We start from the raw sequence: 16,900 nt of genomic DNA on the forward strand, positions 1-16,900 counted from the left end.
GGTGCCATGGCACGGATCGTCATCATCGGCGCAGGAATGAGCGGGCTCGCGGCGGCCTCCCGGCTGGCCACCCTCGGCCACCGGGTGACGGTCTGCGAGGCGGGCGGCACGTACGGCGGCATGGTCGGCCGGTACGAGCGCGACGGCTTCGCCTTCGACACCGGGCCCGGCCTGCTCACCCTGCCGGCGGTCTACCGCGACCTCGCGCTGAAGACCGGCCGGGAGCCGCTGGAGGACCTGGTCGACCTGGCGCCGGTCGACCCGGAGAGCCGGCACCTGTTCCCGGACGGCGGCGACCTCGCCCTGCCCAACGCCTCCCGCGGCGGCGTGGGCCAGGCCCTGGACGCCGCCTTCGGGTCCGGCTCGGGCGAGCGCTGGAACGCGATGATCAACCGCGGCCGGACGGTCTGGGAGGCCACCCGCCGCCCGCTGCTGGAGGAGCCGCTCCCGGCCGACCCCACGCCGCTGCACACCGACCCGTACCCCGTCCCGCCCCGGCGGGGCCTGGCCCGGCTGCGGCCCACCGGCCGCTGGACGCTCTCCGACGTCGCCGCCCGGGAGCTCGGCGGCCACCCGGGCCTGACCGCCCTGCTGGCCGAGCACGCGCTGCGCTTCGGCTTCGACCCGCGCAGCACCCCGGCGTCGGCCACCGTGCTCCCGTACATGGAGCAGTCCTTCGGCGTCTGGTACGTCAAGGGCGGCCTGCGCGCGCTGGCGGACGCGGTGTACCGCCGCTGCGAGCAGCGCAAGGTCGAGTTCCGCTTCGACACCCGGTGCGAGGAGGTGCTCACCGCGGACGGCCGCGCCCGCGGGATCGACACCAGCGCCGGCCCGGTCGAGGCGGACGTCGTGATCTCCGCGCTGGACGCCAACGCGCGGTTCCACGAGCTGACCGGCACCGCCGGGGCCCCGGACGACCGGCCGGCCTCGGCTCGCCACGCCGACGAGGTCCCCGGCCGGGTCGTGGTGCTGCTGGCCCTGCGCGGGGAGCGCCCGGCGGGCACCGTGCACCGCACCGTCGTCCACGCCGCCGACCCGGCGGCCGAACGGGCCGGGATCTTCGACCGCGGCGCCCCGCTCGCCGAACGCCCGACCGTCCAGGTGCTCCGGCCGGACGACCCCTCGCTGTACCCGGCGGGCCACCACACCGCCGTCCTGACCGCGACGGTCCCCTCCACCAGGGCGCACGACTGGGAGGCCCCCGGCGCCGCCGACCGCTTCGCCGACCGGATGCTCGCCCACGCGGACGCGGCCGGTCTGGGCCTCGGTGAGCGCGTTCTGTGGCGGGTGGTCCGCACCCCGGCCGACACCCGGCGCGAGCACGGCTCCCTGCACGGCGCCGTCCCCCGCCCGGCCCTGCCGGGCGCCCGCGGCGCCTACCTCCAGGCCGCCACCGAGGAGTACCCGGGCTACTACCTGATCGGCGGCGCCGCCCACCCCGGTGGCGGGCTCGCCCGGGTCGGCATGTCGGCCTGCATCACGGCCAACCTCATCGGCCCGGCCTGAGCGCCCGGACGGCGCCCGGGTCTCAGCCCTGGTGCCAGGTGTTCTGCTGCTGGTAGCCGTAGCCGCTCTGGTCGTAGACCGGCTGCTGCGGGATGCCGTGGCCCTGCTGGTCGGGCTGGGGCTGCCACTGCTGGCCGTGCTGGTCGTGCTGCTGCTGGTGCTGCTGCTGGGCGTTCGGGTCCCAGGCCTGCTGCGGGTAGCCCTGGTACGGGTCCTGGGGCTGCTGCTGGTAGCCGCCGTACGGGTCCTGCTGCTGGGCGTAGCCGCCGTAGGGGTCCTGCTGGTCGTAGGCGTAGGCGGGCTGCTGCTGGGTCTGCCACTGCTGCTGGTCGTACCCGGACCGGTAGTCCGGGGCGTACGGGTCCTGCGGCTGCTGGGCCTGCTGCTGCTCGTAGTAGGCCGGCGCGTAGATGCCGTCCTGGGCCAGCTCCTGCATCTCGAAGGCGGCGGTCTGCTCGACCGCCGGGACCTCCTCGGCGAACGGCTCCGGCTCCGGCTGCTCGACGGGCGCCGCGCCCGGGGCCGGGGTCTCCTCGACCGCGCTGACCTCGCCGACCCGCTTCTCCTGCGCCGCCGCGACGGCCGCGACCGCCGCGCCGCCGGTCAGGGCGCCGAGCAGGGGCACCTTGGCGAGCGGGCCGGGCAGGCTGCCGTCGGCCTTCCGCAGGGACCAGCCGTTCCGGTGGCCCTTCTTGACCGACAGCGTCACGAAGGCCTGGCCGACCGCGAACAGGCCCGCTCCGGCGCCGATCACCACGACCGAGCCGAGGCCCATCCCGACGGCCACGCCGAGGAAGCCGGCCAGGGCGAGCACCCGCCAGTGCAGCGGCGCCCGGTTCTGCAGCAGCACCTCGGCCACCAGCCAGAGCGCCACCACCGCCAACGCGACGTACAGCAGCAGGTATCCGATGCCCATCCGCGCGCTACCTCCAGTCGCGTGCCCGCGCGCGCCGCGCGTGTGCGGCGACTGTACCGGTTCAACGGCCGGGGCACCGCATTGCGTTCCCGCCGTCCGCGGCACGGGGGGCACACGACCGAGCCCGCCACCGCGGAACGGTGACGGGCTCGTGAACGCCGTGCCAGGTCGGGGACGACACCACCTACGGGCGCTGGTGCAGCCCCAGGTTCTGGTAGATCTCCAGCGTCGCCGTCGAGTGGTTGAGCGTGATGAAGTGCAGGCCGGGCGCGCCCTCGGCGAGCAGCCGTTCGGCCATCGCGGTGGCGTGCTCCATGCCGATCGCCCGCAGCGCCGCCGGGTCGTCGACGACGGCCCGCAGCCGGGCCTCCAGGTCGGCCGGGAAGGCCGAGCCGCTGAGCTGCGGGAAGCGCTCCAGCTGCTTGGCGTTGGTGACCGGCATGATCTCCGGGATGATCGGCGTCTCGCAGCCCGCCGCGGTGACCCGGTCGCGGAACCGCAGGTAGTCGTCCACCTCGAAGAACATCTGGGTGATCGCGTAGTCGGCGCCGGAGCGGACCTTGGCGATGAAGTGCCGGATGTCCTCGTCCCAGTCGGTCGAGCGCGGGTGCATGTTCGGCGAGGCCGCGACGCCGACGCAGAAGTCGCCGATGCCCTTGATCAGCTCCACCAGCTCGTACGCGTAGGTGACGCCGTCCGGGTGGCGGACCCATTCGCCCATCGGGTCGCCGGGCGGGTCGCCCCGGACCGCGAGGACGTTCCGCACGCCCTGGTCGGCGTACTGGCCGATGATGTTGCGCAGTTCGGCGACCGAGTGGTCCACCGCGGTCAGGTGGGCGACCGGGGTGAGCGTGGTCTCGGTGGCGATCCGGCCGACCATGTTGACGGTGCGCTCGCGCGAGGAGCCGCCGGCGCCGTACGTCATGCAGACGAAGTTCGGGTCCAGCGGTTCGAGTCGACGGATGGCGTCCCAGAGCTTCTGCTCGCCGACCTCGGTTCGGGGCGGCATGAACTCGAAGGAGAAGGAGCGCTTTCCGGCCGCCAGGAGCTCGCGGACCGTGAGTGCGCGGTCCGATCTCGTGGAAGCGATGCCGAGTGCCATGCTGGCAGGTTATCCGGCCCCCGAAGGGGCCGGACAACCCGATTCCACGATTCGGGACAAGTAATGGACCGCCTTCCGCTTCCGTCCCGCCGGCCCCTCGGGCCCCCACCGGCCCGCTCGCACGCCCGTTCCCGGCCGCCCCGCTACGCTTGCTGCACCCCCAGCGAACAGCGGAGCCTCATCGTGACCTCGTCCAGCAACCGGCCGGCCAACCCCATTGACGTGGAGGACGTCCGCACGCGCGTCAACGCCGCCCTCGCCGCGTTCATGGAGGACCGGTCCGCGCTGCTCGGCAAGATCTCGCCGCAGCTGGTGCCCGCCGCCGACGCCCTGCGCGACTTCCTGCTGGACGGCGGCAAGCGGCTGCGCCCGGCCTTCTGCTACTGGGGCTGGCGCGCCGCCGGCGGCCCGGCCGGGGACGGGGGGATCGCCACCGCGGCCGGCGCGCTGGAGCTGCTGCAGGCCAGCGCGCTGGTGCACGACGACCTGATGGACCGCAGCGACACCCGCCGCGGCCTGCCCTCGGTCCACCGCCGCTTCGAGGCGCTCCACCGGGACAACGGCTGGCGCGGCGACCGCGAGCAGTACGGCGCCTCGGCCGCGGTGCTGCTCGGCGACCTGCTGCTGATCTGGTGCGACGAGCTGTTCCTGGGCTCGGGCCTGGACCCGGCCGCCGTGCTGGCCGCCAAGCCGGTGTTCGACCTGATGCGCACCGAGGTCATGCTCGGCCAGTACCTGGACGTGCTGGAGCCGGTGGCCGGCGACTCGGCCGACGAGGGCGCCCTGGAGCGGGCCCGGACCGTCCTGCACTACAAGTCGGCGAAGTACACCATCGAGCGGCCGCTGCAGGTCGGAGCCCTGCTCGCCGGGGCCGGACCGGAGCTGGTCGAGGCGCTCGGGGCGTTCGGGCTGCCGCTGGGCGAGGCCTTCCAGCTGCGGGACGACCTGCTCGGCGTCTTCGGGGACCCGGCCGTCACCGGCAAGCCCGCCGGGGACGACCTGCGCGAGGGCAAGCGCACCCTGCTGGTCGCCCACGCGATGCGCGGCCTGCCGCAGGCCGAGGCCCGGCATCTGGACGCCCGGCTCGGCGCGCCGGACCTGGCCGCCGAGGAGGTCGCCGAGCTGCGCGAGCTGGTCGCCCGCAGCGGTGCGCCCGAGCTGGTGGAGCGGCGGATCGAGGAGCTGATGGGCCAGTCGCTGGCCGCGCTGGCGGCGGCGCCGCTCGCCGACGAGCGGGCCCGTACGGTGCTGCTGGCGCTGGCCGAGGCCGCCACCGTCCGCAAGTACTGACGGCGACGGCCCCGGAGGGCGGTCCGGGGACGGACGTCAGGCCGCGCGCACCCGGCGGGCGAGCTCGGCGGCGGCGGCCCGCGGGTCCTCCGCCGCCGTGATGGCCCGGACCACGACGATCCGGCGGGCGCCGGCGGCCAGCACCTCGTCCACGTTGCCGAGGTCGATCCCGCCGATCGCGAACCACGGCCGGTCGGTGGCCTGCTTCGCCGCGTACGAGACCAGGCCGAGGCCCGGCGCCGGGCGGCCCGGCTTGGTCGGGGTCGGCCAGACCGGGCCGGCGCAGAAGTAGTCCACGCCCGGCTCGGCGAGCGCCGCGTCCACCTCGGACTCGGCGTGGCAGGAGCGTCCGATCAGCACGTCCTCGCCGAGGATCGCCCGGGCGGCCGGCACCGGCAGGTCGTCCTGGCCGAGGTGCAGCACGTCCGGCCGGGCCGCGTGGGCGACGTCGGCGCGGTCGTTGACGGACAGTAGCTTGCCGTGACGGCGGCAGGCGTCGGCGAAGACCTCCAGCGCCGCCAGCTCCTGCTTGGCCTCCAGGCCCTTGTCGCGGAGCTGGACGATGTCCACTCCGCCGGCCAGCGCCGCGTCCAGGAACTCGGCCAGGTCGCCCTGCTCGCGCCGGGCGTCGGTGCACAGGTAGAGCCGGGCGTCGGCCAGGCGGGCGCGCGTGTCCGTCGCCATCAGATCAGCATCGCCTGGGCGCGGCGCTTGACCTCGGTGCCACGGTTCTCCCGCAGGGCCTGGATCGGGCTGCCGGGCAGCGACGGGTCCTCGGTGAAGAGCCACTCCAGGATCTCCATGTCGTTGTACCCGCAGTCGCGCAGCACGGTCAGGGTGCCGGGCAGGTGCTTGACCAGCCCCGGGCCGTCGATGAACGCCGCAGGGACCTGCAGCGACTTGTTCGGCCCCCGCCGGACGGCGATCAGCTCACCCTTCTTCACCATGTTCCGGACCTCGGTGACCAGCACCCCCCACTGCTCGGAGATGTCGGGGAGGTACATCCACTCGGGGACCAGGGCTTCAATCTTGCTTTCGATCTCGCTCACGCCACCAGACTGCCACCTCGGCGCCGCCCGGCGCTAAGCGGTGGCCCCCTTGAGCGCGGCCTTGAGCGCGACCGACGGGTCCGCCGCCAGGGCCGGGTCCAGCGCCGCCCCGCGCTCGATCAGCTTCCGGCCCTGGGTGAGGTCGCGCGGCCGGTCCACCGCGAGCAGCGCGCTGGGCACCCCGTCGCGCAGCCACAGCACCGACCAGGCGGCGTCCAGCGGGCTGCCGCGCCACAGCAGTTCGTCGCCCTCTGCGTGCCGGCCCGCGTACTGGACCATCCGCCCGAACTGCTCGGACCAGAAGTACGGCACCGGGTCGTACGGCGCGTCCGCCCCGAGCACGGCGAGGGCCGCGGCCCCGCCCGACTGCAGCGCGTGGTCCCAGTGCTGGACGGCCAGCCGGGCGCCGGAGCGGGCCGACGGGTAGCTGACGCAGTCCCCGGCCGCGAACACCCCGGGCAGGGCGGTGCGCAGCCGCCCGTCCACCACCACCGCGCCGGAGGCGTCCAGCTCGACGCCCGAGCCGGCCAGCCAGCCGGTCGCGGGGCGGGCGCCGACGCCGACCACCACCTCGTCGGCGGGCAGGTGGGAGCCGTCCGCGAGCAGCACCGCCCCGGGCTCGACGGCGGCCACGCCGACGCCGCAGCGCAGCTCGACCCCGGCCTCGGCGTACCAGTCGGCCATCGCCGCGCCGATCTCGGTCGGCAGCGCGCCCGGCACCGGCGCCGGGCCGGCCTCGACCACGGTGACCTCGCAGCCGGCCTGCCGCGCGGCGGTGGCCACCTCGGCGCCGATCCAGCCCGCGCCGACCAGCACCAGCCGCAGGCCGGGGCGCAGCAGCGCGCGCAGCGCCAGGGCGTCGTCCAGGGTGTGCAGCAGGTGGGCGCGCTCGGCCCCGGGCAGGACGCGCGGGCTAGCGCCGGTGGCGATCACCAGGGAGTCGTACCGGAGGTCGCCGCCGTCGGTGTGCAGCACGCCGGGGGTGAGGCCGGTCGCGCGGCGGCCGGTGAGCAGCTCGATGCCGAGCCCCTCGTAGTCGATGTCCAGGGTGGTGGCGTCGGCCTTGCCGAGCAGCACGTCCTTGGAGAGCGGCGGCCGGTCGTACGGGGCGTGCGGTTCCTCGCCGACCAGGACGATCCGCCCCCGCAGGCCGCCCTGCCGCAGCTTCAGGGCGCACTGCGCCCCGGCCAGCCCGGCTCCGACGACGACGACCACCTGGTCCGTTCCGCTCAGCTCTGCCACGCCCGTCACTGTACCCACCGGCCGGGCGGGCCCCGGCGGCCGTCCGGCCCTCGTCCGCTCCTCGTCCGCTCCCCGTACGGCCCTTCGGCCGGGCCGACCCCCGGCGTTAAGGTGGGGGCACCACACGGGAGCCCGGCGAACCGGGCTGAGAGGCGGGCTGGCACGGCCCGCGACCGTCCGAACCTGATCCGGGTCATACCGGCGAAGGGAGAAGAGCAGCTTTGTCACGCTTGCCAACGGACAGCCGCGCGGACGTGCTGGTGATCGGCGGGGGCGTCATCGGCCTCGCGGTCGCCTGGCGCGCCGCACAGCGCGGGCTGCGGAACGTGACCGTGGTCGACCCCGGCCACGGCGGGGGCGCGGCAGGGGTCGCGGCCGGGATGCTCGCCCCGGTCACCGAGCTGCAGTACGGCGAGGAGCCGCTGCTGCACCTCGGGATGGCCTCCAACCAGCGGTACGGGACCTTCGCCGCCGAGCTCACCGAGGCCGCCGGCGGCCTGGACACCGGCTACCGCCGCTGCGGCACCATCGCCGTCGCGCTGGACTCCGACGACCGCGAGGAACTGCGCGAACTGCACGCCTTCCACCAGCGGCTGGGTCTGGACTCCAGCTGGCTCACCGGCCGGGAGGCCCGCAAGCTGGAGCCGATGCTCGCCCCCGGTGTGCGCGGCGGCCTGCACGTCGCGGACGACCACCAGGTGGACCCCCGCCGACTGCTCAGAGCCCTGGTCGCCGCCTGCGAGCGGGCCGGCGTCCTGCTGCACCGATCCGAGGCCGTCGAGCTGCTGGTCGGGAACGGCCGCGCGGTCGGAGCCCGGCTGAGCACCGACGAAACCGTGACCGCCGAGCAGGTCGTCCTGGCCGCCGGGCCGCACAGCCACCGGCTGCCGGGCCTGCCCGAGGGGACGCTGCCCCCGGTCCGCCCGGTGAAGGGGCAGGTGCTGCGCCTCCAGGTCCCCGACGCCTACCGGCCGTTCCTCTCCCGCAACGTCCGCGCGGTGGTGCGCGGCCGGCACCTCTACCTGGTGCCCCGGGAGAACGGCGAGCTGGTCATCGGCGCGACCACCGAGGAGCAGGGCTACGACACCACCGTCACCGCCGGCGGGGTGTACGAACTCCTGCGTGACGCCCATGAGTTGGTCCCGGGCATAACCGAACTCCCGCTGCGGGAGACGGCGGCCGGGCTGCGCCCCGGCTCGCCGGACAACGCCCCGCTGCTGGGCCCGACCCCGCTGCCCGGACTGGTCGCCGCCACCGGCCACTACCGCAACGGCGTGCTGCTCACCCCGGTGACCGCCGACCTGCTCGCCGACTACCTGGTGACCGGTGAAGTCCCCGAGCTGGCAAGGCCGTTCACGCCCACCAGGTTCTCCCCCGACGCCCCCACCACGAAGGCCTCCGCATGACCGAGAGCACCCCGACCGAGACCCCGACCGAGATCGCCCTGACCGTCAACGGCGAGCCCCGCCGGCTGCCCGCCGCCACCACCCTCGCCGAGCTGGTGGCCACCGTCAGCGCCGCCAACACCGGCGTCGCCGCCGCCCTCAACGAGGCCGTGGTGCCGCGCAGTTCGTGGCCCGCGACGCCGCTGAACAGCGGCGACCGGATCGAGATCCTCACCGCCGTCCAGGGAGGCTGAACCATGGCCGACGACCTTCTCACCATCGCCGGGACGACCTTCTCCTCCCGGCTGATCATGGGCACCGGCGGCGCGCCGAGCCTGGAGGTCCTGGAGCGCGCCCTGCTCGCCTCCGGCACCGAGCTGACCACCGTGGCCATGCGCCGGGTCGACGCCACCACCCAGGGCTCCGTCCTGGACGTGCTGGCGCGCAACGGCATCCGCGTGCTGCCCAACACGGCCGGCTGCTTCACCGCCGGAGAGGCCGTGCTGACCGCCCGGCTGGCCCGCGAGGCACTCGGCACCGACTGGGTGAAGCTGGAGGTGATCGCCGACGAGCGCACCCTGCTGCCCGACCCGATCGAACTGCTGGACGCCGCCGAGACGTTGGTCGACGACGGCTTCACGGTGCTCCCCTACACCAACGACGACCCGGTGCTGGCCCGCAAGCTGGAGGACGTCGGCTGCGCGGCGATCATGCCGCTGGGCTCGCCGATCGGCTCCGGCCTGGGCATCCGCAACCCGCACAACTTCCAGCTGATCGTGGAGGGTGCGGGAGTCCCGGTGATCCTGGACGCGGGCGCCGGCACCGCCTCCGACGTCGCGCTGGCGATGGAGCTGGGCTGCTCGGCGGTGATGCTCGCCTCCGCGGTGACGCGGGCTCAGGATCCGGTGCTGATGGCCGAGGCGATGCGGCACGCCGCCGAGGCGGGCCGGCTCGCCCACCGGGCCGGCCGCATCCCGCGCCGCTTCCACGCCGAGGCCTCCTCCGCGATGGCCGGCCGCGCCGACCTGGACACCCGGGAGCGGCCCGCCTTCGGGCCCGTGTAGGGCATGTCACAAGCCGGTCCCGGAGCGGTGTCCGCCGGGACCGGCGTCCGCCCGCCCCACTAGACTCCCCCGGGTGGACATGGCATTGCACGATCCCCTGATCGGTACCCTGCTCGACAACCGGTACCGGGTCGAGCAGCGCATCGCGACCGGCGGGATGTCCACCGTCTACAAGGGCACCGACACCCGGCTGGACCGGGTGGTCGCCCTCAAGGTGATGCACCCCCAGCTGGCCGGGGACGAGGGCTTCACCGCCCGCTTCATCCGCGAGGCCAAGGCGGTCGCCAAGCTCACCCACCCCAACGTGGTCAACGTCTTCGACCAGGGCGCGGACGGCGGAAACGTTTTCCTCGCCATGGAGTACGTGCCCGGCCGCACCCTGCGCGACCTGCTGCGCGACCGCGGCGCGCTGTCGGCGCGGGCCGCGCTGGACGTCCTGGAGCCCGTGCTCGCCGCCCTCGGCGCCGCCCACCGCGCCGGGCTGGTCCACCGGGACGTCAAGCCGGAGAACGTGCTGATCACCGAGAGCGGCCTGGTCAAGGTCGCCGACTTCGGCCTGGTCCGGGTGCTCGGCAGCGCCGACGGCGCGCCCACCTCGACCAGCACCGCCACCGGCGGCACCGTCATGGGCACCGTCTCCTACCTGGCCCCCGAGCAGATCCTCCCGGACGCCCCCACCGACCAGCGGGTCGACGTCTACGCGTCCGGCATCCTGCTGTACGAGATGCTCACCGGCCGCCGCCCGCACACCGGCGACAACCCCGTCCAGGTCATGTACAAGCACCTGCACGAGGACGTCCCCGCGCCCTCGCTGGCCGCCCCCACCGTCGCCCCCGCGCTGGACGCCATAGTGGCCGGCGCCTGCGCCCGGGCCGCCGACGCCCGCCCGTACGACGCGGTGGAGCTGCTCGCCGCCCTCCAGCGGGTGCGCCGCGCCCTCACTCCGGCCGAGCTGGACGCCGAACCGCCGGCCTCCACCCGGCCCAGCCCGCGCTACCCGACCAACGAGCCGACCTCGGTGATCCAGCCGCTGCCCCGGCCCGCCGACGCCCCCGCGCCGGAGCGCACCAGCGTGCTGAACGTTCCGGCGGAGGTGATGGACCAGCTGCTCGCCGAGCCCCGCCCGTACGACGAGCCGACCCCGGTCCGGGTGGAGCGGCCGAGCCGGCTGCGCCGCCTCCCCCGCAAGCCGCTGATCTGGACCGCCGCGCTGACCGCCCTGGTGCTGGCGGTCGGCATCGCCACCTACGGGATCTCCGGGGGGCTGTACGGCTCGGTGCCGGGCGTGCTCGGCAAGGACCGGGGCGAGGCCCAGCGGATCCTGGACGACGCGGGCATGCACGGCAGGTTCGTCGAGGCGTTCAGCGAGTCCGTCCCGGCCGGGCAGGTGATCTCCACCGACCCCGGGGTCGGCGCGCGCACCCGCAAGAGCGACTCGGTGACGGTCACCGTCTCCAAGGGCCCCAAGCGGATCGCGGTGCCGGACCTGACCGGCAAGAGCGCGGACGCCGCGGCCGCCGCGCTGGCCGCCGCCCAGCTGACCAGGGGCACGGTGACCCAGACCTACAACGACACCGTGCCGGAGGGCTCGGTGATCAGCAGCTCGCCGGCCGCCGGGCAGATGCTGCAGGAGAACGCCGCGGTCTCGCTGGTGGTCAGCAAGGGCATGGTGCCGGTCCCGGACGTCACCGGGATGGGCCGGGACGACGCCCAGAAGGCGCTGCAGGCGGCGGGCTTCACCATGAAGGCCTCCACCGACTGGACGCTCGGCATGGGCAAGGTGAGCAGCCAGTCCCCGGCGGCCGGCGAGCGGCGCCCGCAGAAGACCGTGGTGACGGTCAACTTCTCGCTGTTCTAGCGGGTTCGGGGGCTCAGCGCAGCGGCCCGTCGCCCGGCTCCTCCTGGTAGGAGTAGCGCTGCTCGCGCCACGGGTCGGCGAGGTTGTGGTAGCCGCGTTCCTCCCAGAAACCGCGCCGGTCGGCCCGCATGTACTCGACCGCCCGCACCCACTTGGGGCCCTTCCAGGCGTACAGCTTCGGCACCACCAGCCGCACCGGGAAACCGTGCTCGGCGGTCAGCGCCTCGCCGTTGCGGTGGGTGGCGAGCAGGGTGCGGGCGTCGGCGAAGTCGGCCAGCCGCAGGTTGGCGCTGTAGCCGTACTCGGCCCAGACCATGACGTGGGTGACGCCGGGCGCCGGGGGCACCAGGTCGAGCAGCAGGCCCGCTGGCACGCCCGTCCACTCGTTGCCGAGCACGGAGAACTTGGTGACGCAGTGCAGGTCCGCGACGACGGTGGCGCGCGGCAGGGCGTTGAATTCCTCGAAGTCCCAGCTGTGCTTCTCGGCCGAGGCGGTGGCGCCGAACACCTGGAGGTCCCAGGTCAGCGGCTTGAAACGGGGCACCGGCCCGTAGTGCAGGGCGGGCCAGCCCCGCTGCACGCGCTGTCCCGGGGGGAGCCTCGGGTCAGACGGCGGAAGCGGTTCTCTTTCGGACTGACCCATGGCTCCATGGTGACAGACGGCGGGCGAGCCCCGGCGTGCGCCCCTTGGCCCCGGTTCACGCCCCGCCCGTACGGGCCAACGGTCGATCGCACACTCCCGGATCTCCGCCCAAACCGGCTATTCCGCCACATGTCCTAGTGAGTGTGAACTTACTGGAATTTCCTGCCGATACGGTGCCAGGATGCCCAGCGCAGGACTCACCGCAGGACTCACCGCAGGACGTAACGCAGGGAGGCAGCACCATGCAGGGCGACCCGGAGGTCATCGAGTTCCTCAACGAGCAGCTCACGGCCGAGCTCACCGCGATCAACCAGTACTTCCTGCACGCCAAGATGCAGGAGAACTTCGGCTGGACGAAGCTCGCCAAGTACACCCGGCACGAGTCCTTCGACGAGATGAAGCACGCCGAGACCCTCACCGACCGGATCCTGTTCCTGGAGGGACTGCCCAACTACCAGCGGCTGTTCCACGTCCGGATCGGCCAGACGGTCAAGGAGATGTTCGAGGCGGACCGCCAGATCGAGGTCGAGGCGATCGACCGGCTCAAGCGCGGGATCGTGGTGATGCGGGCCAAGAACGACGTCACCTCGGCGAACATCTTCGAGGACATCCTGGCCGACGAGGAGCACCACATCGACTACCTGGACACCCAGCTGGAGCTCCTGGAGAAGCTCGGCGAGGCCCTCTACATCGCCCAGCTGATCGAGCAGCCGGAGTCCTAGGACGGCTCCGGCTCAGGCCACCCGCAGCGGGACCACCGGCGCGAGCGGGCCCAGCGGAGCCGTCGGGCCCGGCTTCGGGGCGGCCGGCGCCGGAACGTCCTGGACCTCCGGGTCGGCGAGACCGAGCTTGGCGGCCAGCCGGGCGGTCGGGCAGGGCCGGGCGCCGTGCTCGCCGAGCAGCGCCTGGATCCGGCGGACGCAGGACCCGCAGTCCGTGCCGGCCTTGCAGCCCTTGGCTATCTGGCGCGGGGTGCCGGCGCCCCCGTCGATCGCCTTCTTCACCTGGTCCTCGGTGACCGCATGGCACATGCACACGTACATCGCGGTCTCTCCCGGGGGTGCGGCGCAGGTGAAGCGCGGAGTGGATCTTGACTAAGGCTTGCCTTAGTTCACTAAGCCTCACCTTACCCGGCGATCCGGGCATGAAAAAGCCCCTCCGGCTTCGAAACCGGAGGGGCCTTCGTCACATCAGGGCCGACGCCTCACTGGCCGCGGTACATCTCCGCCACCAGGAACGCCAGGTCCAGCGACTGGCTGCGGTTGAGCCGCGGGTCGCAGGCCGTCTCGTAGCGCTGGTGCAGGTCGTCGACCAGCACCTCGTCGCCGCCGCCGACGCACTCGGTGACGTCGTCGCCGGTCAGCTCCACGTGGATGCCGCCCGGGTGGGTGCCGAGCGAGCGGTGCACCTCGAAGAAGCCCTTGACCTCGTCGAGCACGTCGTCGAAGCGGCGGGTCTTGTGACCGCTGGAGGCCTCGAAGGTGTTGCCGTGCATCGGGTCGCAGATCCACACCGGCTTGGCACCGGAGGCGGTGACCTTGTCCACCAGGGTGGGCAGGTGGTCGCGGACCTTGCCCGCGCCCATCCGGGTGATGAAGGTCAGGCGGCCGGGCTCGCGCTCCGGGTCCAGCTTCTCGATCAGGGTGAGCGCCTCGTCCACCGAGGTGGTCGGGCCCAGCTTGACCCCGATCGGGTTGCGGATCTTGGAGGCGAACTCGATGTGCGCGTGGTCCAGCTGCCGGGTGCGCTCACCGATCCACACCATGTGGCCGGAGACGTCGTACAGGTCGCCGGTGCGCGAGTCCACGCGGGTCAGCGCGGTCTCGTAGTCGAGGATCAGGGCCTCGTGCGAGGAGAAGAACTCGACGGTCTTGAACTCCTCCGGCGCCACGCCGCAGGCGTTCATGAACGCCAGGGCGTTGTCGATCTCCCGGGCGAGCTGCTCGTAACGCTGGCCGGCCGGCGAGTTGCGCACGAAGTCCTGGTTCCAGGCGTGCACCTGGCGCAGGTCCGCGTAACCACCGGTGGTGAAGGCGCGCACCAGGTTCAGCGTCGCGGCGGACGCGTTGTACATCCGCTTCAGGCGCTCCGGGTCCGGGATCCGGGACTCCGGGGTGAACTCGAAGCCGTTCACCGAGTCGCCGCGGTAGACCGGCAGGGTCACGCCGTCCCGGGTCTCGGTCGACTTCGAGCGCGGCTTGGAGTACTGGCCGGCGATCCGGCCGACCTTCACGACCGGCACCGAGGCGGCGTAGGTCAGCACGGCCGCCATCTGCAGCAGGGTCTTCAGCTTGTTGCGGATGTGCTCCGCCGAGACGCCGTCGAAGGCCTCGGCGCAGTCGCCGCCCTGCAGGAGGAACGCCTCCCCGCGCGCCACGGCTCCGAGCCGGGCGCGCAGCTGGTCGCACTCGCCGGCGAAGACGAGCGGCGGATAGGAGGCGAGCTCAGCAAGGGTCTTGCGCAGAGCCTCTTGGTCCGGCCATTCAGGCTGCTGCGCCGCGGGCAGGGACTGCCAGGAGTGGCCAGTCCTCGTTGTCTCAGTCGTAGCGGTCACACGGCAAGGCTACGGGGTCCCGCGAGCGATCCGTGACCATTGCCCGAGGGATGAGACACGTCTCGGACAATGCCCGGCATCGGCCTCGCCCGCCCGGTCGAATCGGCTAGGCTCGCCCCATGCACGCGCCCCACACCCACTCCTGGTGGTGGGCCTCCCCCATGGGTGGCCCACAGATCGCGCGTTCCTAGACGAACACGACGGCCGCCCCTCGGGGCGGCCGTCGTGTTTTCCGAGCAGACGGCCCTCCGGGAGCGGAACAGCACCGCCTCGCCATCCTCCCCGGAAGGAAGCCGTACTCGTGACCACCCCAGCCGAGCTGCTCGCCCGCCTCACCGCCCCCGGCGCGCCCGCCTTCGCCCTGCTGCACCGCCGCACGCCCCGGCACGCCCCGGACACCGTCGAGGTGCTGCTGGGCACCGTCGACAGCTACGAGCACCTCGCCGACCTGCCGGTCCGGGCCGGCATCCCGGCCGCCGGGCCGGTCCACGACCTGCTCGCGCTGGTCCCGTACCGGCAGATCCGCGAGCGCGGCTTCGAGGCGCACGACGACGGCACCCCGCTGCGGGCCCTCGCGGTGACCGAGCAGTACGCCCTGCCGCTGGCCGAGTTCACCGCCGCCCTGCCGCAGCTGCCGGTCACGCTGTCCGGCGGCGCGTTCGACGTGGACGACGAGGCGTACGCGGAGATCGTCCGCCGGGTGATCGAGGACGAGATCGGCAACGGCGAGGGCGCCAACTTCGTGATCCGGCGGGACTTCCACGCCACCCTGGAGGCCCCCGGCGGAGCCGAGGACGGACGCTGCGGGCCCGAGCTCGCGCTCACCCTGTTCCGCCGGCTGCTGGACCAGGAGCGCGGCGCGTACTGGACCTTCCTGGTGCACACCGGCGACCGGGTGCTGGTCGGCGCCTCCCCCGAGGTGCACGTTCGGCAGAGCGGCGGCACCGTCGTGATGAACCCGATCTCCGGCACCTACCGCTACCCGGCCGGCGGCTCCGACATCCACTCGCTGCTCCGCTTCCTCCACGACCCCAAGGAGCTGGAGGAGCTGACCATGGTGGTCGACGAGGAGCTGAAGATGATGTGCACCGTCGGCGACCTCGGCGGCCAGGTGCTCGGCCCCCGGCTCAAGGAGATGTCCCACCTCGCCCACACCGAGTACGAGCTGCGCGGACGCACCTCGCTGGACGTCCGCGAGGTACTGCGCGAGACGATGTTCGCCGCCACCGTCACCGGCAGCCCGGTGCAGAACGCCGCCCGGGTGATCCGGCGCTACGAGCCCGGCGGGCGCGGCTACTACTCCGGCGCGCTCGCCCTGATCGGCCGCTCCGCGAGCGGCGGGCAGCTGCTGGACTCCCCGATCTGCATCCGCACCGCCGACATCGACCCGGCCACCGGGCGGCTGGTCGTCCGGGTCGGCGCCACCCTGGTGCGCCACTCCGTCCCGGAGTCCGAGGTCGCCGAGACCCACGCCAAGGCCGCCGGGGTGCTCACCGCGATCGGCGCCCGGCCCGCGCCCGCCCGGCTGCCCCACCCCGGCGGACCCCGGCTCGCCGACGACCACCGGGTGCAGGCCGCCCTGGACGCCCGCCGGGCCGACCTGGCGCCGTTCTGGCTGCGGATGCAGACGCCGTCCCGGGTCACCGAGGCCGAACCGACCCTGGTCGTGGACGGCGAGGACACCTTCACCTCGATGCTCGACCACCTGCTGACCTCGCTCGGCCACCGGGTCACCGTGGTCCGCTTCGACCGGCCCGGCCTGCGCGAGCTGGTCGCGGCGCACCGCGGCCCGTTGGTGCTCGGCCCCGGCCCGGGCGACCCGGCGCTCGCCGGCGACCCCAAGATGGCGGTGCTGCGACCGGTCGTCGCGGACGCCCTGGCCGCCGTGCGCTCCGGCGCCCGCACGGCCCCGCTGCTCGCGGTCTGCCTCAGCCACCAGCTGCTCTCCGCGGAACTCGGGCTCGCGCTGGGCCGCAAGGCCGTCCCGCACCAGGGCGCTCAGGAGCGCATCGACCTGTTCGGCACCAAGCGGACGGTCGGCTTCTACAACACCTTCACGGCGCGCTGCTCGGACGCCGACGCGGTCCGGCTCGCCACCGCGGGCGTCGAGGTCTCCCGGGACGCCGCCACCGGCGACGTCCACGCGCTGCGCGGCCCCGGCTTCGCGGGCCTGCAGTTCCACCCGGAGTCGGTGCTCACCCGGGACGGCGTGGACATCGTCGCCGGCCTGCTGCGGGAGGCGACGGCCGTACGGGGCTGAGGAGTTGGGGCGGCCCGGGCGGCAACCCCGC

General features: G+C 73.8%; 16 protein-coding genes and 1 riboswitch. Of the genes, 8 read left to right on the forward strand and 8 right to left on the reverse strand.

Going from position 1 to position 16,900, the window contains the following annotated elements; translation table 11 throughout:
* Positions 1-6 precede the first annotated feature (6 nt).
* Positions 7-1,506 (forward strand): phytoene desaturase family protein, encoded by a 1,500-nt coding sequence (locus tag ACZ6Z8_RS06055; protein ID WP_465606778.1) that lies wholly within the window; start codon positions 7-9, stop codon positions 1,504-1,506.
* A gap of 22 nt (positions 1,507-1,528) precedes the next feature.
* Here the strand turns inward: ACZ6Z8_RS06055 and ACZ6Z8_RS06060 are convergent, their stop codons facing one another.
* Both ACZ6Z8_RS06060 and metF read right to left on the reverse strand, forming a co-directional pair.
* Positions 1,529-2,422: a hypothetical protein gene (locus tag ACZ6Z8_RS06060; RefSeq protein ID WP_465606780.1), complete on the reverse strand. Its 894-nt coding sequence runs from the start codon at positions 2,420-2,422 to the stop codon at positions 1,529-1,531.
* A 184-nt stretch (positions 2,423-2,606) separates the two neighbouring features.
* Complete coding sequence (gene metF / locus ACZ6Z8_RS06065; RefSeq protein ID WP_465606781.1) at positions 2,607-3,524, reverse strand: methylenetetrahydrofolate reductase [NAD(P)H]; 918 nt, start codon at positions 3,522-3,524, stop codon at positions 2,607-2,609.
* Positions 3,525-3,707: 183 nt separating this feature from the next.
* On the opposite strand from metF, the gene ACZ6Z8_RS06070 reads away from it, so the two are divergent.
* Complete coding sequence (locus ACZ6Z8_RS06070) at positions 3,708-4,814, forward strand: polyprenyl synthetase family protein (RefSeq protein ID WP_465606783.1); 1,107 nt, start codon at positions 3,708-3,710, stop codon at positions 4,812-4,814.
* Between the two features lie 36 nt (positions 4,815-4,850).
* Here the strand turns inward: ACZ6Z8_RS06070 and thiE are convergent, their stop codons facing one another.
* The 3 genes from thiE to ACZ6Z8_RS06085 are packed head-to-tail and all read right to left on the reverse strand — an operon-like array spanning position 4,851 to position 7,105.
* The gene (gene thiE, locus ACZ6Z8_RS06075) at positions 4,851-5,498 is read right to left on the reverse strand and encodes a thiamine phosphate synthase (RefSeq protein WP_465606785.1); all 648 of its coding nucleotides are present in this window, start codon (positions 5,496-5,498) and stop codon (positions 4,851-4,853) included.
* Complete coding sequence (locus ACZ6Z8_RS06080; protein ID WP_465606787.1) at positions 5,498-5,863, reverse strand: Rv2175c family DNA-binding protein; 366 nt, start codon at positions 5,861-5,863, stop codon at positions 5,498-5,500. The genes thiE and ACZ6Z8_RS06080 overlap by 1 nt, the downstream gene beginning before the upstream one ends.
* A gap of 33 nt (positions 5,864-5,896) precedes the next feature.
* On the reverse strand, positions 5,897-7,105 hold the full coding sequence (locus tag ACZ6Z8_RS06085; protein ID WP_465606789.1) for an NAD(P)/FAD-dependent oxidoreductase: 1,209 nt from the start codon (positions 7,103-7,105) through the stop codon (positions 5,897-5,899).
* 114 nt (positions 7,106-7,219) lie between these two features.
* A riboswitch (TPP riboswitch) is annotated at positions 7,220-7,332 on the forward strand.
* 3 nt (positions 7,333-7,335) lie between these two features.
* On the opposite strand from ACZ6Z8_RS06085, the gene thiO reads away from it, so the two are divergent.
* The 4 genes from thiO (at position 7,336) to pknB (ending at position 11,412) form a co-directional block, all read left to right on the forward strand.
* Positions 7,336-8,511 carry a glycine oxidase ThiO gene (gene thiO / locus ACZ6Z8_RS06090; protein WP_465606791.1) on the forward strand — a complete coding sequence of 392 codons (1,176 nt, stop codon included), beginning with the start codon at positions 7,336-7,338 and terminating at the stop codon, positions 8,509-8,511.
* Positions 8,508-8,744 (forward strand): sulfur carrier protein ThiS, encoded by a 237-nt coding sequence (thiS, locus tag ACZ6Z8_RS06095; RefSeq protein ID WP_465606793.1) that lies wholly within the window; start codon positions 8,508-8,510, stop codon positions 8,742-8,744. Before thiO ends, thiS begins: the two co-directional genes overlap by 4 nt.
* 3 nt (positions 8,745-8,747) lie before the next feature.
* Positions 8,748-9,554, forward strand: a complete 807-nt coding sequence (locus ACZ6Z8_RS06100; protein WP_465606795.1) for a thiazole synthase — start codon at positions 8,748-8,750, stop codon at positions 9,552-9,554.
* Between the two features lie 79 nt (positions 9,555-9,633).
* Complete coding sequence (gene pknB / locus ACZ6Z8_RS06105; RefSeq protein WP_465607482.1) at positions 9,634-11,412, forward strand: Stk1 family PASTA domain-containing Ser/Thr kinase; 1,779 nt, start codon at positions 9,634-9,636, stop codon at positions 11,410-11,412.
* 13 nt (positions 11,413-11,425) lie between these two features.
* Here pknB and ACZ6Z8_RS06110 read toward each other — a convergent pair whose 3' ends face one another.
* Positions 11,426-12,055, reverse strand: a complete 630-nt coding sequence (locus ACZ6Z8_RS06110; protein ID WP_465606797.1) for a sulfite oxidase-like oxidoreductase — start codon at positions 12,053-12,055, stop codon at positions 11,426-11,428.
* Between the two features lie 242 nt (positions 12,056-12,297).
* Between ACZ6Z8_RS06110 and bfr the strand changes: the two genes are divergently transcribed.
* Complete coding sequence (bfr, locus tag ACZ6Z8_RS06115; RefSeq protein ID WP_045692153.1) at positions 12,298-12,777, forward strand: bacterioferritin; 480 nt, start codon at positions 12,298-12,300, stop codon at positions 12,775-12,777.
* A 12-nt stretch (positions 12,778-12,789) separates the two neighbouring features.
* Here bfr and ACZ6Z8_RS06120 read toward each other — a convergent pair whose 3' ends face one another.
* A complete protein-coding gene (locus ACZ6Z8_RS06120; protein WP_465606799.1) occupies positions 12,790-13,098 on the reverse strand; it encodes a (2Fe-2S)-binding protein in 309 nt (102 codons plus the stop codon).
* 161 nt (positions 13,099-13,259) lie between these two features.
* The gene (locus tag ACZ6Z8_RS06125; RefSeq protein WP_465606801.1) at positions 13,260-14,609 is read right to left on the reverse strand and encodes a class II 3-deoxy-7-phosphoheptulonate synthase; all 1,350 of its coding nucleotides are present in this window, start codon (positions 14,607-14,609) and stop codon (positions 13,260-13,262) included.
* A gap of 301 nt (positions 14,610-14,910) precedes the next feature.
* Between ACZ6Z8_RS06125 and ACZ6Z8_RS06130 the strand changes: the two genes are divergently transcribed.
* On the forward strand, positions 14,911-16,869 hold the full coding sequence (locus ACZ6Z8_RS06130; RefSeq protein ID WP_465606803.1) for an anthranilate synthase family protein: 1,959 nt from the start codon (positions 14,911-14,913) through the stop codon (positions 16,867-16,869).
* Positions 16,870-16,900 lie beyond the last annotated feature (31 nt).

The sequence above is a fragment of the Kitasatospora sp. NPDC101108 genome (assembly GCF_055584725.1).